Genomic DNA, 20,951 nt, shown 5'->3' with positions numbered 1-20,951 from the left:
ATTTTCTGGTCCGTTGCCGTTGTACTCTAGCCTGGTACCTGTGACATATCGTACATACTATAATTATCTGAACTGTTTAATACCGGGGTTTCAAAACTTCCATTGGTAATGGCATTATTAATACTCAAAGTATTTATTGATTCTTCTGCATTAACCTCATATTTTGGAATGGATAAATTTCCCCAAAAAATACTAACACAAAGAACGAAACAAACTAACTGTCTTATTTTGATTCTTATTTTTCTCTTCATAGCACTTTTCCTCGTATTTCGTAAAATTTTTCAAGAACGCTCCAACGTTCTTGCTGCAAAATACGTGTCAGCTTTGCTGATATCTTCTTCTGCTCATTCCTGCAATCCGCCGGAGTCTTCCCTACTGAGATAAATATACTAATAATTAAAACCTACAATTTTATATAGTATAACAAATAAAGCGTTACAAAAGCGTTACACATAACCATTTAGCATACAGTCTAAAAACAAGTAGCTAGCGTTCCCAATTATATGCTATAATTAATATAAGCCACCGGAACATCTATTTGCATCAGTTCCGATGGCTTTAAATCCATAGCTTTCTATACAACAATACAATTATTATGTGATTATTTATTGTGACTTCTCATGCATTCCCTGTATTTAAGTATAAGCTCAATTGAGTCCTCAACTGATATCTGGCTTGTGTTCAGACACAAATCATAGCTTCTTGCGTCTCCCCATTTTTTACTGGTGTAGTAATTGTAATAGCTTGAACGCTCTTTATCTTTTTTCTTAATTATGTCCTTAGCCTTGTTCTCCGGGACATTGAGTCTTTCACTGATTCTTTTAATTCTGTCGTCCATGTTGGAACGTATGAAGATATTGAGACAATGTGGCTCGTCTGCTAAAGCATAATCTGCACAGCGGCCTACGATAACACAGGGTTCATTTGCCGCAATCTTTTTGATAGCATCAAACTGTGCTAAAAATACCTTGTGGTTCAAAGGCATATCAAGAAACGGTGCTGTGGAATAAGAGCCACCGGTGTATGTGTCCATGACAAGTGAATACAAAAAGCTGTTTGTAGGCTTTTCGTCGTGTGACTCAAATATTTCCTCGCAAAGTCCTGATTCCTTAGCTGCCTGCTGTAAGAGCTCTCTATCATAAAATTTAATTCCAAGTCTTTTAGCTAAATCTTGTCCGACCTGTTTTCCGAGGCTTCCAAATTCTCTTCCTATTGTGTAAATTTCGTTTGATCCCATAATTCAGACCCCCTTATATAAATAATAAAAACTATATCACTATGTGATAATTCAATTTAGTTGTTATTCATATTATATAACACTTCAAGCAAATTGGCAAAGTATTTTGGTAAAGGTGCATCAAATTCCATGTATTCGCCGGTTTTTGGATGAACAAACCCTATAGTTTTAGCATGCAGACACTGTCCTTCCAGGCCTTTGAAGCGGTTTTTTGTCGGGGAATAGCTGGAATACAGCATATCTCCAAGCAACGGATGGTTAATGCTTGCCATATGCACGCGTATCTGGTGTGTCCTGCCAGTCTCAAGCTTAAACTGCATATAGGTGTAGTCACCAAAGCGTTCAATCACCTTATAATGCGTAACAGCCGGCTTGCCATTCTTCTCATTGATGGCCATTTTCTTGCGATCATTGGGATTCCTGCCTATGGCGCCCTCTATTGTGCCCTCATCATCCTTTACATTGCCACAGACAATGCCTACATATATACGGTTGCAGCTATGGTCCTTTATCTGTTCGGATATCTTTATATGGCTTTCATCGTTCTTGCAGACAATAAGGGAGCCGGTGGTGTCCATGTCTATGCGATGCACTATACCGGGCCGTATTTCGCCGTTTATGCCACTTAAAGAGTCCTTGCAGTGGTACATTATGGCATTTACAAGAGTATCGCTGTAATGCCCTGCTGAGGGGTGTACAACCATGCCCTTTGGCTTGTTGACTACCAGTACGTCATCATCCTCGTAGAGTATGTCAAGAGGAATGTCCTGTGGCAGGATAGGTGTCTGTACGGCATCAGGAATTGTGACATCTACTATGTCATCAGTCTTTAGCCTGTAATTTGCCTTTTGGGGCTTATCATTGACCAATATTTGATTTTCTTTTAGTATCCGTTGAAAAAAGGAGCGAGAAATATCCGGATAAATGCTGCTTAGGTATTTATCCAGTCGTTCTCCCTCCTGTTCACTCTGGACTTCAAATGTATCTCTATTCATAGTGAAGCTTTCTCTTTTTTTATTTTAGTAACTAGTAACTATTCAGAATCACTGAGAACAAAAAAGCTGATGTGTCATGCTTGCATGTAAGCAGCAGATTTTCTTGTTCTCAAGGTGGCTCGAATAGAGCCACCCCCACATATATGAGCAAAATTAGTTGCGTAGCAACGAGAAAGCACGAGTATCGTGCGTTTTTGCGAATGTGTGTGGGGGGTCTGAATAGTTACAGTAACTATTTAAAACTACATTGCACACTTTAAAAAGCGCATACCGCACTAATTTTCATGCTTTCTATCAGGAAAGATTACAGAGAAATCATCCTCCTTGTAGTAAAACAGCCCGAGTATGATAAACATAAATGCCGCTACAGTAACATAAATGTCTGCCACATTAAATATTGGAAAATTAATCAGGCAAAAATAAAAGAAATCGACAACATAATTATTAATAATTCTGTCTAAAAGATTGCCTATAGCGCCTGCGATAAAAAGAATCACAACCACGTTTAATAATCCAAATCTCTTCGAGTGAGGTATTTTACAATACCACAGGCAAAGCAGAATTACTACGGCTATCGTTATTACAGAGAAAAATATCATTTTGGCACGCAGAAATGCCATTGGATTGTTATCCCAGTATGAGAAATGAAATATCCTCTGAATAATTGAAAGCAAATCCATACCAAATGCAGCACTTTGATTTTCCAGATATCTAAGTTCAAAAACGCCGGGTATAAGTTCAAAAACACCTTTGCCGGACATCTTTAGCTTTAAAACTGCAAGATATTTTGTAAGCTGGTCAAGTGCAACAAGTAAAAATACCATAATTGCAGCACTGCAAAGCTGTTTTCTGCTCTTTGTTTTTTTCATCACATATATACTCCGTTATTTGATATTTAATACCGACTATTTAATATTGACCGGTATTAATAAGATGCTCCCGGAATATCAAAGGAATCCATAAGATTTTGGATGTCTCCCGATATATCTACGCCGTGAGGTGTGGCAATAAATATAAAATTGGAAACCTTCTGTAAATTGCCATGAAGTGCATATGCAGAGCCTGATGTAAAATCTATGATACGCTGTGCTGTATCTACATTAAGTCCTTCCATATTGATAATTACAGTGCGTCCGTTTAATAAAGTGTCTGTAATTTCTATTTCGTCTTCAATTGAACTTGGTTTTATTACGCATACTTCCATGTCTGATGATACCTGCTTTCTGGATGATTTTGAGATTGGTGTGATTTTTGATGAATTTTTTGCCGGTTTTTCTTTTGGAGCCGGCGGTTCAACCTCTTTTACCCTTTCCTTTCTTCTGAAAGGATTTCTTGGAAGCTCTTCCTCTTCTTCGTAATCATCCATATAATCCTCGTTATCAAATTCTTCGTCATCCTCAGAATTCAGACTCATTTTATCTAAAATTTTATCCATTAAACCCATTGTTAAATATATTCCTTTTCTTATTATTTTGTTTCATGAAAAATCTGTCAGATATTCCTACAGAATAATTATGATGCAATACCATAATCACGTGCTCCAAAAATTCCTGTTCCGACACGTACCATCGTGGCACCCTCCTCTATTGCAACTGTATAATCACCTGTCATGCCCATTGACAAAATATTCATACTGACATTATCTATGTTTTTACCTGCTATGTCAACAGATAATTGTTTAATCCCTCTAAAGTATTGGCGATTATCTTCAGGATTTTCAACAAATGGTGCTATAGTCATAAGTCCTTTCACCCTGATATGGTCAAGCTTTGCAATTTCTTCAACTAAAGCAATAGCATCGGCTTTTGATGTGCCGAATTTGCTCTCCTCACCGGCAATATTGACCTCAACAAGTATGTCACATATAACGTTATTTTTTACGGCCTGTTTTTGTATTTCTTTTGCCAAATGTAATGAATCAACGGAATGAATCAGCGATGTTTTGCCAACAATATACTTAACCTTGTTTGTCTGAAGATGACCTATCATATTCCATCTGATATCTGATGGCATAGTCTCCATCTTATTGCACATTTCCTGTACTTTATTTTCACCAAATTCGCGTATTCCGCAATCATATATTTCCTGAAGCATTTCAACAGGCTTTGTTTTGCTGACTGCAATAAGAGTTACTTCATCTGTATTTCTGCCGGCTCTTTCACACGCTTCGTTAATATTTTTTTGTACTTGTTCTAAATTTTCCTTTAACATGTAAATCATCCCTTCTGTATATGAATATAATACTTGAAATTTTTATTTTCTGATAGTCTGATTCTCCTTTACTGCACTGCCGTCGAGTGCTATATGGTCATATAATGAAATACCAAACGAGGTTTGGGATTCCACTATTGTGTAATTATCATTTTCTGACAGCTTCTTAATCTGCTTAAAAACAGCATAGCCTTTGTTAATGTTGTATACACCGGTCAGCTTATCCTTATCTGTACCAACCGTATAGGTTGACGATGAATCCGGCTGTTGTATTATATCGCCCTCCTTTAAATCATCATCATCGACAAAGTAAAAATCATCATTTTCACTGAAGATTGTCGGCTTTACTATGGTAACGGAATTTGATGATTTGTCCTTAACCATTAAAGACAAATCTGATGAACTTCCACTTTCAGTAAACAGGCTTTTTGGAATTGTAAAAAACTCCTTCTGTGTAATAGCAGAATTAGGGATTTTGAGGCCTGTATTTGAGTTGAGCACCAATTCAATATTTGTAAAACGTTCATTAATGTATCTGATTAATGAATTTTTGAGATTCAGCTTTAAAAAGTATTCATTGTCCTTTTTCAAAATATCAAATGATACGGTTGTAACAAAATCATCCTCACAGAAGCGTATTCGGATGACTGATTTATCATTTAGCATCTTAGCCATATCATCGGACACATTAACCAAAATATTCCAGTTTTCACTTGTAACCAGCTTATATACCGGATCAAGCTGATTAATTGTGCTGTTCTCCGACAGATCATTATTGTTATAATTGGAATTATTGAACTGGTCCAATGTAAAATTATCTGTTGTAACATCCTCGTATCCGTCAATTCCATAGCTCACCACACCGGGTGATGCAGGATTGTAGGTGTAAAATGTATTGTTTGCCTCAGCGTTTGTTATCATATCACTAAGATTGGTCAGTGCATTCTGGCTGAGCTCCTGTGTAAGTGTAGATGCCAGACTGCTTTTAAATGTATATACCTTCGAAAAGCTCTTTTTGTCATACCCCGACGAAAAGCTGTTAATGTCAGAAATAATAGTATCTGCAGCCTTATCTGTTATAGCTGAAGAGTCATTTTGCTCGCCGGTAATTTTTGAAGAAACAGAACCATCTGTGTCCACAGAGTAAACCACATCTTTTGAGCTGACCTTTGAACCATTGGCAACATAATAATTTAATTGTCCGCTCTCCTCAGCATAAACTACGCTCTCGCTTCTGATTATAAGCCCCTTATATATATTGTTGGTCGCAATAGTGCCCTGTTGCACCTCATATTCTGATATAGGCTTTGAAGTAAAATATGTAAATATATGAAATATTACATAGATTATTATAACGAAAAATACAATAAAACCTATATTGAGCTCAAATCCTTTATGATATTTTACTACATTATTTTTCTTCTTACGGGACACGAATTTACTCCTTAAAAAAGGGGTGTGTAATACACACCCCATAGTTATAGTCTACATTATAAAGAAATGATGACCTTCGCCTTTGCACATTCAGGTAACTGCTCGATGTTCTTTGATACGCTTAAGATAAATTTCACCTTAAACTTTTCACTGATGATATCAAGTTTCTCAATTGCCCTGGTTATTGTTCCTTCTTCATCAAGCGATGCTATGGTTAAGAAGCTGTCAAGATACATTTCCTCAAGATCATGATCCTGCGAAACTATTCCGCAGACAAAGCCTAAAAACTCATCACAATTATCTATAGGATAATCCATAACATTAATTAATCTGACCTGGTTGTTCAGCTCATACATATGCTTCTGACTCTTGTCGAGATAAACTATGGATCCCTCTTTGCCCTTTACTGATGAATTCACTTTGTTTAAAAGCTCTTTTGTCTTTCCTTTGCCCTTTTCCCCGCAAATTATTTCTATCATGGCTTTTTCCTCCTATAAATAAATATTGTGATTTTAGATAAAAATTATCCTTGTTTTAATAATATTATAGTATAAATAATCCTAAAACTCAATAATTAATTAGCAAATCCGCTCAATATATCATTCATAAGAGTATAAAGATCTCTCCTGCCGTCTGCCTTGTATACAATGCTTATAATACGCTCATTTTTTGCATTCTGGCTAAGCAGTACCAGGCAATATCCTGCTTCACCGGTGGTGCCGGTTTTTCCTCCTGTTACAGTAATATTTTCCGGTGCTTTATAAGCTCCGGTCAGATATCCGCAAGTGTTTTTAAATGTTTTTGTAACAGCCGCTCCGGATGCATTAGTGTATGATACATCGTGCGTCTGTGAGCTTATGATATTTACGAAGCTCTCAAGCGATATTGCATTTTGGAATATGAGATACATATCATACACTGTAGTGTAATGATTCTCATCAGGCAGTCCGCTTGGGTTTACAAAATTTGTGTTGGTAGCACCAAAGCTTTTAGCTGTATTATTCATCTCCTGCGCAAAGGCCTCTATTGAACCGGAATAGTATTCCGCAAGCGCAATTGCCGCGTCATTACCGCTTTCAAGCAGCAGACCATATAATAAATCGCCTACTGTCATTACGTCACCCTCTTTTAAGCCGCAGACAGATGATGAATTTCCCGGATTTGCGGCATCATGGCTTACAGTGACAGTAGCATTTGTATCGCAGTTCTTTAAAATAATATATGCTGTTATAATCTTTGTTGTGCTGGCCGGATACAGCTTTTCAAATATATTCTGGCTGTAAAGCACCTGATGTGTGTCCACATTAAATGCACCTGCTCCCTCAGCCACAGAAGATGATGAAACCGAATCCGGCCCAAAATTGACGTCATTTGTCACACAAAGCTTCGAACTGAAATAATCCATTCCGTTGTAACCGTTAATATAGTCATTGGCATATGGATCATATGCGTTCTCAATCTTGTCACCGCAGCCTGTCAGACAAAGTGTCAAAATACAGACCAGACAAAATACACTTTTTAATTTGTTAAATTTATTTGTACATCTCACGCCAGTCAAGATCCCCTCTGTCTAAAGATAATATGAGTAACTCTGCAGTTGCAAGATTTGTGGCAAGAGGTATATTATGCTCATCACATATACGGAAAATGCTGTTTACCTCCGGCTCGTGTGGCTTTGGCTTTAATGGGTCGCGAAGGAAAATAACAAGGTCTATGTCATTATGCTCAATCTGCGCTCCAAGCTGCTGAATGCCTCCTAAATGGCCTGCAAGGTACTTGTGTACCGAAAGGTTTGCAACCTCCTCAATCAGACGTCCTGTTGTGCCTGTTGCGTACAAATTATTCTTGCTTAAAATACCTCTGTATGCTATGCAGAAATTCTGCATAAGTTTTTTCTTTGAATCATGTGCAACTAATCCTATGTTCATTGCTAACCTCCCTTATGAATATTTTTTCGGCTGTAACCCTACATTCAAGACAACACCCATTCCCATATACAGTGAAACAAGTGATGTAAGTCCATAACTGACAAACGGAAGCGTCATACCGGTATTTGGCATAAGTCCGGTTGCCACGCATATATTAATAAATGCCTGGAAGCCTATAAGAGCTCCCATGCCACAGCATATCAGCTTTCCGCTTGTATCCTTTGCCTTTCTGGCTATAAGTATACACTCAATTACGATAAGAAGCAAAAGAATTATTATACTGATTGTCCCAACGAAGCCAAGCTCCTCACCGGCTACAGCAAAAATAAAGTCTGTCTGAGGCTCTATAATATAATTGCTGTTCTTCATCGAGGTGACAACCGAATTGTTAAGTCCCTTACCAAACAACTGCCCTGAGCCTATTGCCCAGATGGAGTTTCTCTGCTGTGCTGCTGTATCAGCGTAATTTGTCGGGTCAAGCCACGACATTATACGTGTAGCAGGGTAAAAGCCTTTTTTGATGAGTGCATCGGCATGTGTATATATATAGCTTATCACTATCAAAACTATCGGTACTGAAACTCCAAGTATTGGCATTATTATTTTATAACTTAATCCGCTAATAAACAAGAGGGCAGCGAAAATTAATGCAGTAAGAATTGTTGTTGAGTTGTCCGGCTGTTTTAAGATAAGAAATAAAGGTATACCGGAAAAAATTGCAGATAATGCAAGAGTTCTTACTGTATTTATACTATCCTCAAACCTGGAAAAGAAATAAGCAAAAAACAAAATAAGTATAATTTTTGCAAGCTCAGAGGGCTGAAATCTGATACCTGCGATCTCAAACCAGCGCTGTGCACCCTTTGCATCATCACCTGCAAATAGAACAAGTAACAACAGCACAATCATTCCGGCATAGTATATCCACACGAATTTGAGCAGAAATGTGTAATCTATAAGGGAAAGCACTATCATAATAGTCAGTCCCATTACAAAGCCTATTATCTGCTTGCTTTGCACGGAGTGCTTGGCACTGCCTATCAGCAGAATGCCAATAATCGTCAAAACCACCATATATAATACCAATTGAAAATGATAATTCTTTAGTCTATACTGTTTAAGCATTTTGTTACTTCCTATCTGTTATCTGTAAAACTAATATATGTTATTTATCGCGTAGGATAATTTTAATATCATAAGCATCATCGCTTATATTCAAATGTCTGTGTATGACATTTTTGATTTCCTTTTTTATCTGTGTCATGCTTTCAGCATGAGCGCATGCACTTGAATCCTCTGCAATGATGAGTGCAAGGCGGTTTTTGGCATAATCTGCGGTTCTTTTAAATTTTTTCATATTCAGATTACCTCCGCTTCGCATCTGTCTGATACATTGTTAAGCATCTGCCGTGACAGTATTGAAAACACACGACGTGACTTTGTATGCATCTCACAGATTGGCACACCCCTGTTCTGACATACAATAATGTTTTTGTCAAGTGGTATCGTACCAATGATATTTGCTGAAAGAATATTTGCTATGTCATCTGAAGAAATCATCTGATGTTTTCTCACCATACGCTCATCGTATGCATTAACTACAACCGACACTGACCTGAAATGCTTTGAATCAAGTATTTCCATGCATCGTCCGGCATCATGTATTGCCGATATATGAGGCGTGGTCACAACTATTGCACTATCAGCGGGAGCTATAGAAAAGAAGAAGCCGCTGTCTATTCCGGCCGGACCATCTATCAGACAATAGTCAAAATGTGCTTTTAACTCCTCCACCAGAATTTTTAATCCGGCTTCGTATTGCAAAAGCCCATCCATATGCAGGGCCGCCGGAATCAGATGCAGATTCGGATATTTTTTGTTGCGGACAATTGCCTGTTTTATACGGCATTTATTGCTCAGTACATCAAGCAGGTTATAATTCACCTTGTCCTCAATTCCCATTACCAAATCCAGATTTCTAAGTCCCATGTCAGTATCGAGCATGATAACTTTTTTATCTAACCGTGAAAGTTCAACTCCGATGTTGGATATTACTGTTGTTTTACCAACACCGCCTTTTCCTGAAGTGAAAACTATTGCTTCACCCACAAATTTAAACCTCCGTTAGTTATGATTATAATATTAAATTGAATATATTTGAATTTCACCATCCGTAAACTCTGCAATGAGAGGCAGCGGCTGATGCCTTTTCAAAACTGATTTTTTTGCCCTCGGAGCATTTCCAACAAGCGGTCCTATCCTGAAATTTTCAGGTCTGAAATCATTTGCCATGATAAAAGGATCCTTTATCACTGGGTCATTTCCTGCCAATGCCTGCCCTTTTAAGGCTCCAAGTATAATAATATTGGCTCCCGCCTTGACGATTGCGCCCTTTTTGACATCTCCGTAAACCACGATATTACCGGGCGCAAATACTTTTTCTTTCATAATAACATCTCTTTTGATAAAGAGACAGTTATTGTCACCTTTTTTACCGGATAAATGCATATCATCATATGCCTGCATTTCAGCAATTGTTTCTTTTATCACATCATTTTCAATAAGGTGTGATATATTTACCGATGTATATTCATAAATTGCATCCAGTATTATATTTTTTTCGCGGTCAGTAAGCTCCCTGCCTTCTATCATGATGGCAAAGGGCTCTGTACCTAAAAAATACTCTGATTCACGAAACTTGTTTATGATGCTGACTAGCAGTTCTTCAAACGGCAGTTCATCGTCAAGCACAACACTCACATAGTTTTTACCGCTTTTGAGTACTACCGGTAAAGCCATTGTTTCCTCCAAATTAATCTGTACGGGCACTTGAACCTGATGAATAAACGCCCTCTGCTTTTACAGAAAGAAGGTCATCAAGTGACTCCAGATTGTAATAGTATGAAATTATATTTCTTGATGCTGCAGCCGCATTATGTGAGCTGTAGCCGTATGAGATACGCGTAGCAATCGAAATCTCAGGATTGCTGTAAGGGGCATATCCCACAAAAAGAGCATGGTTCGGGCGATTTTCAACCTGCTGGGCTGTACCGGTTTTTCCGGCAACCTCAACACCTGTGAAACCGCCAAATACATCATGAAGATCCTCAACAACCATTCGCATTCCCTGGTGTATAGCATCCCACTGACTCTGGTTTAAGGTATCTGATATATCTTTAAATTTGGAATCGTACTGTTTTACAGTTTTTCCATCAGCATCCATAATTTTATTCATCAGCTTATAATCATACAGTTTTCCTGATACTACAGCAGTCACATATCTTGACAGTGATACCGTCGTAAAGTTGTTATTACTTTGTCCGATTGCTGCCATTACAGGGTACTGTGTAGCTATGGATGGTGTTCTCTCTACAATTTCAAGACCGGATTTCTCATTAAGGCCGTAAATAGATGCATATTTTTGTATGTAATTCGTACCATCTTCATCATCGTAGGAGCCTGTATCCTTACTTGCCAGCCTAAAGCCTGTTGTATAAAAGAATACGTTACATGAATCACGTAGTGCCTCTGACACATTGTCCATGCCATGTGCTCCTGGATAAATCCAGCATTTTGGCTTATTGCTTATATCTGTAAATATTCCAGTACAGTTTATCTTTGATGAAGTATCTATCACTCCCTCAGCAAGTCCAGCTGTACTTGAAACCATCTTAAAGGTAGAACCCGGTGCTGTCTGTTCCTGGGTGGCATAATTCCATAACGGATTCGACTTATCCTCCCTTAATGCCTGATAGTAATCGGCATCCACAGTATTTGCAAGCTTGTTGTTATCATAGCCGGGATAGCTGACCATGGCCTTTATCTGTCCGGTGTTTATGTCTGTTATGACACATGAGCCTGTACATGGGTCAAGGGCGAGCTGTGCCGGGGTAATTTCTATGTTATTAATCTTGTCCATCAGAAAAGCATAAGGACTGATAGAACCGTTGGCTATATTGTTAACTGTCGCATCATCATAATCTAAAACACCCTGGTCAAATAATAAAAGGCATAGCTGCTGACCTGTAACGGCACCTGAATTGACCATATATTTATAGATTATCTTGGCAAAATCCTTATTTGTTGACAATCCGTTTTCAATATATGAACAAAGTGCTGAATACACCTCGGATGAGTCGGCATACTTTTGATTCACATCAAGCTTTGTTATATCTATCCACTGCTTTGATATGCAGTATTTGAGATAATCCTTTGGTGATACAGTGCCTGCCTTCCATGCTGTGTATGTGGAATCAGATGAATCTATCTGATCAGACAGTAATAATCCGTCATCACTGAGCATAGACATTACACAGGTGAAATAATCAAGCACCTGCTCTGACATACCGGATGTTCCTGTATTTCCGTTTTGAAGCTCATTGTCTATCGTGCCAAGCGCCCCCTGAAGCTGCTCACTGAAGCTGGTGTATATAGACTGCTCTGTAGCAGAGGCATCAGCCGCATTAAAATGGTTCAAATCAATTACGTTGTTATTCAATAAAGCAAAATATACATCAGTAATAGGAATCTCGCCACTTTTAATTTTAGAGTAGACAATTCCTGCGATTTCCTGCTCAAGAAGCTTGTAGGTTGCCTCCTGCAGTTTTATATCAATACTCAGATACACATCATTTCCGGAAACCGAATTTTTCTGGCTGATTACATCGGTAATCTTACCAACGTTATTGACATATACCTGTTTCTCACCGTTTTTACCACGGAGATAGCTTTCATAGTATTGTTCGAGCCCTGACTTTCCAACCATGTCATTTTGTGTATATGAGCTGTCATCCTCTGACAGTTCATTGTACTCATCAGTCGAAATCTTACCGGTATAACCCACAATTGGTGAAATATATTCAGCATAATTGTATTTTCTTATAGTGTCCTCCTCAATTGAGACACCTGTAAGAGTATCTGAATGCTCATTCACATAGGCAACTATTGTATCGTTTACATCCTTCGCAATGGTCGTAGTCTTGTACTTTGTAAAGCGGTTCTGTTTGATAGCATATCTTACAACAACAATGTCATATATTGTCTGCTTATCATATTTATCACTCACATCAAAGCACTCATTCTGATTAGAACGAAGGAAATCTATGACATTCTCGGCAGTTGCATTAGCCTCATCAAAACCAAGCTTTTTATTATATTCAAGCTTTTCATATTTCTTGCCGAAAACATCCGAGAGAAACCTTTTACGTGATGTCTCAGATGTAATATTAAAGCTGTATGTACCGTCTTCATTGAGGTCAATAGGAAAATCCTTATAGATTTCTCCACCGTTTTTCTTTATGACGGCAATAAGCTCCTTAAGCTCCTTGTTTAGAAGCTTGTTGTGCTCTTTTGTTGAAGAATAATTACCGTTATCAGAAATAACAACCGAGTAGGCAAGCTGATTAAACGCTAAAAGATTGCCATTACAATCATATATATTGCCTCGCGAAGCATCTATTGAAAGTGGCTTTTTAATAAGCATTATAAAGTTTTTCTGATATTCAGCTCCATTAACAATCTGAAGACTGAAAATTCTTTCTGCCAGTATTGCAAATAAAAGAATTATTACTGCTGCCAAAACAAACAGCCTGGAGCTGAAAAATTTTTTCAGATAATCTTTTATATCATAAATCAAATTTCTTTGCTCTCCTTTTCTCGTGTTCTTCAAGCTTCTGATTTATCTTAAGAAATAACAGATACAAAAGTATACTGACAACCATTGTGTATACAAAATCAGGAATAATTATTGACTTAAGATAATACCAGAACTGAAATCTGCCTCGAAGCAGAAACATTATAAAATATACAAACAGATTGTATATCAGATCACTGCCTCCAATAAGGAGCATCGGAAGCTTGATATCATCCGGATAAAATCTTTTTTGGAAAAAACCATTGATAAAACCGATATACATATATATTAGAGCATATACACCTAAATAATTTCCGCAAAAAATGTCAATAAGAAGTCCACTGAATAATCCTATCCACAGTCCCTCTTTTTTGCCACGCATAAATCCAAACGATGATACTGCTATTATTAACAGATTTGGTGATATACCGGCTATTGCAAAGGATTTAAACAAGGTAGTCTGCAATACAAAGCATATTGTAATTATGATGAATAATACTATTTTACGTCTCATTATGCTCCTCTATCCTACTCTGTTGTGGTCTGTGTCGAATTTTCAGTACTTTCTGTAGCCTGAGTATCATCTGAACCTGTGTTCTTGAGCTGTGTAATTACCATTACATTTTCAATATGTTCAAAATCAACGACAGGTGTGATGGTGCCGGACTTGGTAAGGTTATTGGAATTGTTCTCAACAGATGTGACATATCCCACCAAAATTCCCTGCTGGTATCTGTCTGAAACGTATGATGTCACAACAGGATCTCCGACCTGTACTTTACCATCATCATCCTTGAGCTCTGTAAATGTGATAACCTTATTTTCGTTCATTGTCTTTATATTACCGCTTACAGTAAGATTATCCTCTGTGGTTGAAACCATGCAGCTCACCTTGCTTGAATCATCAATAATACATCTGATCTTGGCATAATTGTTGCCGGCATCGGTGACAATACCAACCAGACCGCTTCCGGCAAGCACATTCATGCCGACGTCCACGCCGTCTTTTTTACCCTTGTCAATGGTAAAGGTTGAAAACCAGTTGCCACTGTCCTTTGCTATAACACTTGCAGCAACCTTTTGATAGGTCGGATATTTAGCATCAAGGTCAAAAAGCTCTCTGTAATTATTTAACTCATACTGCTCGAGCTTATTGGTGGTAAGCTGTGTGGTAAGCTCCTCAACCTGTTTTTTCAGCTTTTTATTTTCAGATTTAATCTTTCCCAATGTACGAAACTCTGTTATCTTGTCCGAAATGCTGTTTCCCAGATTATTAATGCCCTTCTGCATAGGTACGAATACATATCCGGCTACATCCTGCAACGGCCCTCCGGATATGTTCAGAGTAAGGCTTAAAAATATTGTAAGAAAACATACTCCGGTCATTATAAGAAGAGTGAATCTTGCTGGCAGCTTATTATTACGATTTCTTTTTCTTTTTCGAAATTTACTACTCATTTGAACCTCTGATTAGGATTTTGTTATTTTATGCTGAACGGAAGTGTCTTGTATTTTGATTCGGAAACAATCTTAACAAGGCCTCTTACAGCACTTTCCTCAGGAAACTCTGAAGGAATTACCTTTATTCCTGTAATCTGCTCAAAGAGCTGACCAAGTCCCTGAAGCTTTGAACCGCCACCGGTGATATATATTCCTGAATGAATAATGTCCTTTGCAAGCTCCGGCGGAGTTTTCTCAAGTATCATTTTTATGGATGTGCATATTGATTCAAGATTTGACTTCATTGCCTCATATATGGCTTCAGAAGATATCTCCATCTCTATAGGAAGTCCGCTTAATACGTCACGTCCCACAACCACCATCCTGTCCTCACGTCCCGGAAGGGCTGAGCCTATTGTCTCTTTTAATGATTTGGCTGTTTTCTGGCCTATTACAAGGTTGTATTCTTTTCTGATGTAGGAAATAATCGACTCATCAAGTCTGTTGCCGCCAAAATGAAGCAGGTCACTGAGCACCAATCCGCCAAGTGATATTACAGATGTCTCTGTAGTATCAGCTCCCATGTCAACAATCATGACTCCAGTCGGTTCATTTACGTCGATATCAAGCCCTACAGCATCAGCTATAGGCTTCTCACAAAGCAGCACCTTCTTTGGCTTTGCCTTGCTCTTATAAAAAATCTCATAGAATGCTCTTTTTTCTACAGGCGTAATATCTGTAGGAACAGCTATTATAAACTCAGCATTCTTTATTCTTGCCTTTATTCTGTGCTCCAGAAAATCAAATATCATTTTCTGGAGAAGATTATAATCTGCGATAACTCCCTCTACCACCGGGAATTTGACCAGAATATTTTCAGGAGCTTTTTCAAACATGGCATATGCTGAATTGCCATATGAATATATCTGATTTTTATTCACTACCGCAATAGTATTTTTCTCAAGCATTGTCTTGCCTGTTGCCTTTGAATATACCTTGAAATTGTTGGTTCCCAAATCAATTCCATAAACGTTATTACTCATAATGATTCTACCTCGTCTTCTGTTTATATAATTTTATTTTCATAGAAGCTGTAATATTCGTTATCTCCGATGATAATGTGGTCACAAAGCTCTATTGAAAAAATCCTTGAGCCCTCCGCCAGCCTGTCTGTAACAGCTATATCATCTTTGCTGGGAGTACAGTCGCCACTGGGGTGATTGTGTAAAAGAACTATCTTTGACGCATTTTTCTCCAAAGCAGTCCTCATGACGGAACTTATGTCCACAACAGACGAACTGAGTGAACCCTTGGATATGAATTTGTCACCTAAAAACCGGCTTTTTACATCAAAATAGGCACATATCACAACCTCCTGCTGCAGATGTCTCATCTGCTCCATATAATAATCAGCTATTGTGACAGGTGTATTCATGCGTATGCTGCGTGCCCGTTTTGCTTTTGAGATGCGCATCGACAGCTCTGCTACAGCCTTAAGCTGTATTGCCTTAATCTGTCCGATTCCCGAAACCTGAATAAGCTCATCATATGACATCTCATAAAGATTTAAGAGGTTGCCATGCCGGCCGGAAAGTATCTCCTGTGCTATGTCTACAGCACTTTTGTCCTTTGTGCCGGTTTTGATAATGATGGCCAGTAAATCTGCATCGGACAGTCCGGATGTCCCAAGAGATAAAAATTTTTCGTAAGGACGCTCGGATGCCGGTAATTCTTTAATTGTTTTGTTTGTCTGCATTTAATCCCTTTCGCTTCTCCCAGGCGATTGACAACGGATTTAAGCAAAGTTTTCAGTTAATTGTAGCACACCTAATCAAGCTTAACAAGATTTCTCTCATAAAGTTTTTGTAAAGACATTAAAATTCCAAGCTTTGCATGGTACCATGTGAGTCCTCCCTGGAAATAAACCGCATATGGAGGCTTCACAGGACCGTCAGCAGAAAGCTCAATGGATGAGCCCTGCACAAATGCGCCTGCTGCCATGATGACATCGCTGTCATATCCCGGCATAGCCCATGGCTCAGGTGTCACATAGCTGTCCACCGGTGCTGCTGCCTGTATGCCCTCGCAGAAAGCTATCATAGCATCGCGGTTATTGAACTCTACAGCCTGTATGATATCGTGGCGGCTTTCAGTACCGTCAGGGACTACCTTAAAACCAAGTTTTTCATAGATTTTTGCGGCAAAGATTGCTCCCTTTAATGCTCCGCTTACGACAGTCGGTGCAAGGAAAAAACCCTGATAAAATGACTGGATGACTCCGAGTGAGGCTCCGACCTCTTTGCCAAGCCCCGGAGATGTGAGACGGTATGCGGCATTTTCAACACATTCCTTTTTGCCGACAATATAGCCTCCGATCGGTGCAAGTCCGCCTCCCGGATTTTTGATCAGTGAGCCAACCATCATGTCCGCTCCAACCTGGATAGGCTCTGTATCCTCAACAAACTCACCGTAGCAGTTATCGACCATACAGATCACATCAGGCTTTATGCTCTTTACAAAGGCGATGAGCTCGCCTATTTTTTTGACCGAAAGTGTAGGTCTTGTAGCATAGCCCTTAGAGCGCTGGATTGTGACAAGCTTTGTTTTTTCATTGATGGCTTTCTTTATTCCATCATAGTCAAACTCACCGTCAGGCAGTAAATCAACCTGCGCATATGTGATGCCGTACTCAGCAAGTGAGCCCTTTGAAGGGCGTATGCCTATTACCTCTTCAAGTGTATCGTAAGGCTTTCCGACAGGGCTTAAAAGCTCATCGCCCGGGCGCAGGTTTGACATGAGTGCAAGTGCAAGTGCATGTGTACCGCAGGTAATCTGAGGCCTTACAAGTGCATCTTCTGCGCCAAAACAGTCTGCGTACACTCTCTCAAGTGTATCCCTTCCGAGGTCATTGTAGCCGTAGCCGCTTGATGCCTGGAAGCACTCTGCGCTCACCTTGTTTTTCTGCATGGCGGCTATGACCTTAAGCTGATTATACTCAGCATTTGTGTCTATTTTTTCAAAACGCTCCTTAAGCTCCTTTTCTACAGAGGTTCCGAAATCCAAAACCTCCTTTGATATTCCAAGTGTCTCATACTGCCTGTAAATGGCTTCATTGGTATCTAACAAATTATAATCCTCTTTTCTGCTAAAATTTCTTGTATTTTATTTAATATTTTATTATCATCATATGAATATTCATTTTTTTCTATCCATATGGTATCTTTTTCTCTCCTAAACCAGGTTAGCTGTCTCTTTGCAAAACGCCTTGACTCAAGCTTTACCTTGTCCACAGCCTCATCAAGTGAATATTCTCCATCGAGATATGCAAGGATTTCCTTGTAGCCTATGCCCTTCATGGATACCATATCGCTCGTACAGCCCATTGCCTTTAGCTTTTTCACCTCATCGACAAGTCCGTTTGAAACCATGATATCAACTCTCTTATCTATCCGCTCATAAAGCCTTTGTCTTACATCATCCAGTACAAAATAGGCGAAGCTGTATGGAGACTGCTTGGCTCTTTCAGTCTCATTGTGCTTTGAAATTGGCTCATGGCAGGTGTGATAGTATTCAATTGCCCTGATGACGCGCTTTACGTTATTCTCATGGATGCTCTCGTAGGATGCAGGGTCGATATCCTTAAGCTTTTCATGCAGTGCATGGTTTCCGTGCTCATTTGCAAAGTCGTACAGGCTCTTTCTGTACGATTCATCCACATCCTGCTTTGTGAAATCAATGTCATACAAAAGCGCCTGGATATAAAAGCCGGTGCCGCCGACAACTATCGGTATCTTTCCTGCTTCGTATATCTCATTAAGTGCTTTTTTTGCCATATCCTTGAAGATAAATACATTGAACTCGTCAGATGGCTCAAGCTCATCTATCAGATAGTGCTTTATGCCGTCCATCTCATCGACTGTAACCTTCGCAGAGCCTATATCCATGTATTTGTATACCTGCATGGAATCCGCGGATATTATAGCACCATTTATTTTTTTTGCAAGCTCAATCGATAGAGCTGTCTTTCCTACTGCTGTCGGTCCTGTCAGGACAATCATCGGTTTTTGTGTCATATTGCACCTCTGTTCAAATGCGTATGTTGTCATACGATACGTTTGAATTTCTTTTCTATCTCATATTTGCTCATAGAGATGATGGTGGGTCTGCCGTGTGGGCAGTTGTAAGGATTGTCGAGTGACAAAAGCTCATCTATCAGCTCATTTATCTCAGGAAGAGTAAGCTTGTCATTGCCCTTGACTGCTGCCTTGCACGACATGGATGCGACCTTTTCCGTGATGATGTCAGGAGTCTGCCTGCCTGTCGCATTGGAAAAATCATCGAGCATCTCTATAAACAGATCCTTCATATCTATGTTAAACAAATTATCTGGAATAGCACTGATCATGTATTCCTTGCCACCAAAATGCTCCACCTCATAGCCAAACTGCTCTATCTGCGGCCTGTATTTCTCAAGCATCTCGCTTTCCCTTGCATCAAGAGTCATGACAATCGGAGGGCTTATGCGCTGTGATGTAAAATCCTTATTTGCAAGTCTTGCCATTGTTTTTTCATACAGTACCTTTTCATGGGCTGCATGCTGGTCTATGATATAAAGCTTGTCCTCAAACTCTATGAGCCAGTAGGTCTTAAAGAGCTGGCCTATGATGGAAAACTGCTTCTTGGAGCTTTCTGTTAGAAAAACCTTGTCGTAATCGCCAAGTGTCTGCTGGGTGCCGGTGACAACCTGTGCAGGTTCATACGCGGTGGAAGTCTCAGGCGTTAGTTCCACTGAATTGCCGGTGCCAGCAACAAGCGCAGATGTAGATGCTTTAGCAGTCTGCATCTTTGATGTGTTATCTGTGAGTTGCTCATTAACAGCAGGCGCTTTTGCAGCAGGTTCTATTGCTGAGTAATCTTTTACTGCTGACGTCACGCTCTGTCCGTACACACTCCTTGATTCCGCTGCCCTCACCTCATTGATACGCCTCTTCTCAAACGGCTCCGGTATTGGCTCCTTATACTCATGCACTATCTTTTTAGGCGCCGGCGTACTGTCTACAGGCACCTCGGGAATCATCTCCTTATGAGATAGAATTGCATATATTGTGTCACACAATTCGACATATATCTCATTGTTGTTGTCGAACCGAAGCTCCATCTTGGTCGGATGCACGTTAACATCCAGCTCACTGAAAAATGTGAAGTAAAGCACTGTAAACGGATACTGATGCTGCATTAGAAAGCTCTTGTAGGCCTCCTCTATTGCACGTGACAATATATTGCTCTTTACATACCTGCCGTTTATGAAATAATTCTCATAATTTCTGTTGCCCCTTGTGATGACAGGCTTTCCTATAAAGCCCTCCACCTTAAAGTATTCGCATTCATGCTTCACCTCAAGCAGTGATGATGATATCTCGCGTCCGAATATATGGTATATTATATCCTTTCTGTTGCCGTTTCCGGAGGTATGGAGCTTTGTCTGGTTATTGTTTATGAACTTAAACGATATATCAGGATGTGAAAGCGCAAGCTTTTCAACCATATCGCTTATGTAGCTGCCCTCTGTCTGTGCTGTCTTTAAAAACTTACGTCTTGCCGGAACATTATAAAACAAATCCTTTACTATGAAGGTAGTACCGTCCGGAGCACCGATTTCCTCGTTGGAAAGCTCCTTCGAGCCCTCAATCACATATCTGGTGCCGGTGAGCTCATCGTATGTCTTTGTGATAAGCTCAACGCGGGCAACGGCCGAGATGCTTGACAGAGCCTCACCTCTGAAGCCGAGAGACTTTACAGTAAGTAAATCCTCTGCCGAGCGGATTTTGCTCGTGCTGTGACGGTAAAATGCAACCGCAACCTGGTCTCTTTCAATTCCGCAGCCATTGTCAGTGATACGGATAAATGAGATTCCACCTTCCTTTATCTCCACAGTGATGGCTGTGGAGCCTGCATCTATGGCATTTTCCACCAGCTCCTTTACCACGGAGCACGGACGCTCAACAACCTCTCCTGCAGCTATTTTATCTATTGTTTCCTGATTTAATATGGCAATATTTGGCATTTTAATCCTT

The 20,951-nt window shown here is 39.4% G+C and carries 22 protein-coding genes; all 22 read right to left on the bottom strand.

All coding sequences use genetic code 11. The annotated features are described in order from the left end of the window. Window positions 1-26: 26 nt before the first annotated feature. Complete coding sequence (locus ACTQ1L_RS01350; RefSeq protein WP_441365167.1) at window positions 27-251, bottom strand: hypothetical protein; 225 nt, start codon at window positions 249-251, stop codon at window positions 27-29. 350 nt (window positions 252-601) lie between these two features. Beyond that, window positions 602-1,237, bottom strand: coding sequence for an AAA family ATPase (locus tag ACTQ1L_RS01345; RefSeq protein WP_441365166.1), 636 nt, complete (start codon window positions 1,235-1,237; stop codon window positions 602-604). 56 nt (window positions 1,238-1,293) lie between these two features. Beyond that, a complete protein-coding gene (locus ACTQ1L_RS01340) occupies window positions 1,294-2,232 on the bottom strand; it encodes an RluA family pseudouridine synthase (protein ID WP_441365165.1) in 939 nt (312 codons plus the stop codon). 275 nt (window positions 2,233-2,507) lie between these two features. After that, window positions 2,508-3,101, bottom strand: coding sequence for a signal peptidase II (locus ACTQ1L_RS01335; protein ID WP_441365164.1), 594 nt, complete (start codon window positions 3,099-3,101; stop codon window positions 2,508-2,510). A 56-nt stretch (window positions 3,102-3,157) separates the two neighbouring features. Continuing rightward, on the bottom strand, window positions 3,158-3,676 hold the full coding sequence (locus ACTQ1L_RS01330; RefSeq protein WP_321111830.1) for a cell division protein SepF: 519 nt from the start codon (window positions 3,674-3,676) through the stop codon (window positions 3,158-3,160). A 68-nt stretch (window positions 3,677-3,744) separates the two neighbouring features. Continuing rightward, a complete protein-coding gene (locus tag ACTQ1L_RS01325) occupies window positions 3,745-4,443 on the bottom strand; it encodes a YggS family pyridoxal phosphate-dependent enzyme (protein ID WP_321111829.1) in 699 nt (232 codons plus the stop codon). Window positions 4,444-4,485: 42 nt separating this feature from the next. Continuing rightward, entirely contained in the window at window positions 4,486-5,877 is a 1,392-nt protein-coding gene (locus tag ACTQ1L_RS01320; protein ID WP_441365163.1) for an HlyD family efflux transporter periplasmic adaptor subunit, read from the bottom strand. A gap of 56 nt (window positions 5,878-5,933) precedes the next feature. Then, window positions 5,934-6,356, bottom strand: a complete 423-nt coding sequence (locus tag ACTQ1L_RS01315; protein ID WP_441365162.1) for a twitching motility protein PilT — start codon at window positions 6,354-6,356, stop codon at window positions 5,934-5,936. A gap of 95 nt (window positions 6,357-6,451) precedes the next feature. After that, window positions 6,452-7,426 carry a D-alanyl-D-alanine carboxypeptidase family protein gene (locus tag ACTQ1L_RS01310; RefSeq protein ID WP_321111827.1) on the bottom strand — a complete coding sequence of 325 codons (975 nt, stop codon included), beginning with the start codon at window positions 7,424-7,426 and terminating at the stop codon, window positions 6,452-6,454. Beyond that, on the bottom strand, window positions 7,410-7,805 hold the full coding sequence (locus ACTQ1L_RS01305) for a methylglyoxal synthase (protein WP_012742580.1): 396 nt from the start codon (window positions 7,803-7,805) through the stop codon (window positions 7,410-7,412). Before ACTQ1L_RS01305 ends, ACTQ1L_RS01310 begins: the two co-directional genes overlap by 17 nt. A 12-nt stretch (window positions 7,806-7,817) precedes the next feature. Then, the gene (locus tag ACTQ1L_RS01300) at window positions 7,818-8,930 is read right to left on the bottom strand and encodes an FtsW/RodA/SpoVE family cell cycle protein (RefSeq protein WP_441365161.1); all 1,113 of its coding nucleotides are present in this window, start codon (window positions 8,928-8,930) and stop codon (window positions 7,818-7,820) included. Window positions 8,931-8,970: 40 nt separating this feature from the next. Next, on the bottom strand, window positions 8,971-9,162 hold the full coding sequence (locus ACTQ1L_RS01295) for a cell division topological specificity factor MinE (protein WP_321111825.1): 192 nt from the start codon (window positions 9,160-9,162) through the stop codon (window positions 8,971-8,973). A 2-nt stretch (window positions 9,163-9,164) separates the two neighbouring features. Next, a complete protein-coding gene (gene minD, locus ACTQ1L_RS01290; RefSeq protein ID WP_321111823.1) occupies window positions 9,165-9,914 on the bottom strand; it encodes a septum site-determining protein MinD in 750 nt (249 codons plus the stop codon). A 33-nt stretch (window positions 9,915-9,947) separates the two neighbouring features. Further along, window positions 9,948-10,604, bottom strand: a complete 657-nt coding sequence (locus ACTQ1L_RS01285; protein WP_441365160.1) for a septum site-determining protein MinC — start codon at window positions 10,602-10,604, stop codon at window positions 9,948-9,950. A 13-nt stretch (window positions 10,605-10,617) separates the two neighbouring features. After that, window positions 10,618-13,440 carry a peptidoglycan D,D-transpeptidase FtsI family protein gene (locus ACTQ1L_RS01280; protein WP_441365159.1) on the bottom strand — a complete coding sequence of 941 codons (2,823 nt, stop codon included), beginning with the start codon at window positions 13,438-13,440 and terminating at the stop codon, window positions 10,618-10,620. Then, on the bottom strand, window positions 13,430-13,951 hold the full coding sequence (gene mreD / locus ACTQ1L_RS01275) for a rod shape-determining protein MreD (protein WP_321111820.1): 522 nt from the start codon (window positions 13,949-13,951) through the stop codon (window positions 13,430-13,432). Before mreD ends, ACTQ1L_RS01280 begins: the two co-directional genes overlap by 11 nt. Before the next feature lie 14 nt (window positions 13,952-13,965). Further along, complete coding sequence (mreC, locus tag ACTQ1L_RS01270) at window positions 13,966-14,895, bottom strand: rod shape-determining protein MreC (protein WP_441365158.1); 930 nt, start codon at window positions 14,893-14,895, stop codon at window positions 13,966-13,968. Window positions 14,896-14,918: 23 nt separating this feature from the next. Further along, complete coding sequence (locus tag ACTQ1L_RS01265) at window positions 14,919-15,920, bottom strand: rod shape-determining protein (protein ID WP_321111818.1); 1,002 nt, start codon at window positions 15,918-15,920, stop codon at window positions 14,919-14,921. Window positions 15,921-15,943: 23 nt separating this feature from the next. Continuing rightward, window positions 15,944-16,633 carry a RadC family protein gene (radC, locus tag ACTQ1L_RS01260; RefSeq protein ID WP_321111817.1) on the bottom strand — a complete coding sequence of 230 codons (690 nt, stop codon included), beginning with the start codon at window positions 16,631-16,633 and terminating at the stop codon, window positions 15,944-15,946. A 71-nt stretch (window positions 16,634-16,704) separates the two neighbouring features. After that, window positions 16,705-18,003, bottom strand: coding sequence for a methionine gamma-lyase family protein (locus tag ACTQ1L_RS01255; protein ID WP_441365157.1), 1,299 nt, complete (start codon window positions 18,001-18,003; stop codon window positions 16,705-16,707). Further along, window positions 17,997-18,983 carry a tRNA (adenosine(37)-N6)-dimethylallyltransferase MiaA gene (miaA, locus tag ACTQ1L_RS01250; protein ID WP_321111816.1) on the bottom strand — a complete coding sequence of 329 codons (987 nt, stop codon included), beginning with the start codon at window positions 18,981-18,983 and terminating at the stop codon, window positions 17,997-17,999. The genes ACTQ1L_RS01255 and miaA overlap by 7 nt, the downstream gene beginning before the upstream one ends. Next, on the bottom strand, window positions 18,980-20,941 hold the full coding sequence (gene mutL / locus ACTQ1L_RS01245) for a DNA mismatch repair endonuclease MutL (protein WP_321111815.1): 1,962 nt from the start codon (window positions 20,939-20,941) through the stop codon (window positions 18,980-18,982). The genes miaA and mutL overlap by 4 nt, the downstream gene beginning before the upstream one ends. Window positions 20,942-20,951: the final 10 nt, after the last annotated feature.

Origin of the sequence: Agathobacter sp. LCP21S3_B2 (genome assembly GCF_052118705.1) — a bacterium.
Classification (GTDB): Bacteria; Bacillota; Clostridia; order Lachnospirales; family Lachnospiraceae; genus Roseburia.
Note: the sequence above shows the minus strand (reverse complement) of the source record. Positions and strands in the feature narration are given on the sequence as shown.